We start from the raw sequence: 854 nt of genomic DNA on the forward strand, positions 1-854 counted from the left end.
CCCAGTTTTTAGTGAGATCTCTCCCACTGACGTATCATTTGGTCCGCCCGAAACAGGTTGGCCAGCGTGAATAACATCGCCAGTTGGTTATCGTTTTTCAGCAACCCCTTGTATCTGGCTTTCACGAAGCCGAACTGTCGCTTGATGATGCGAAATGGGTGCTCCACCTTGGCCCGGATGCTGGCTTTCATGTATTCGATGTTGATGGCCGTTTTGTTCTTGCGTGGATGCTGTTTCAAGGTTCTTACCTTGCCGGGGCGCTCGGCGATCAGCCAGTCCACATCCACCTCGGCCAGCTCCTCGCGCTGTGGCGCCCCTTGGTAGCCGGCATCGGCTGAGACAAATTGCTCCTCTCCATGCAGCAGATTACCCAGCTGATTGAGGTCATGCTCGTTGGCAGCGGTGGTGACTAGGCTGTGGGTCAGGCCACTCTTGGCATCGACACCAATGTGGGCCTTCATGCCAAAGTGCCACTGATTGCCTTTCTTGGTCTGATGCATCTGCGGATCGCGTTGCTGCTCTTTGTTCTTGGTCGAGCTGGGTGCCTCAATGATGGTGGCATCGACCAAGGTGCCTTGAGTCATCATGACGCCTGCTTCGGCCAGCCAGCGATTGATGGTCTTGAACAATTGGCGGGCCAGTTGATGCTGCTCCAGCAGGTGGCGGAAATTCATGATGGTGGTGCGGTCTGGCAAGGCGCTATCCAGGGATAACCGGGCAAACAGACGCATGGAGGCGATTTCGTACAGAGCATCTTCCATCGCGCCATCGCTCAGGTTGTACCAATGCTGCATGCAGTGAATGCGTAGCATGGTTTCCAGCGGATAAGGTCGCCGGCCATTACCAGCCTTGGG

General features: G+C 55.6%; 1 protein-coding gene. It reads right to left on the minus strand.

Annotated elements, in window-relative coordinates; all coding sequences use genetic code 11:
- Window positions 1-8: 8 nt before the first annotated feature.
- Window positions 9-854 (minus strand): IS5-like element IS5 family transposase (locus PG898_RS21150; protein WP_139699942.1); only part of this gene is annotated, 846 nt, incomplete at its 5' end.

Origin of the sequence: Aeromonas sp. QDB31 (assembly GCF_027707605.1) — a bacterium.
Classification (GTDB): Bacteria; Pseudomonadota; Gammaproteobacteria; order Enterobacterales; family Aeromonadaceae; genus Aeromonas; species Aeromonas media.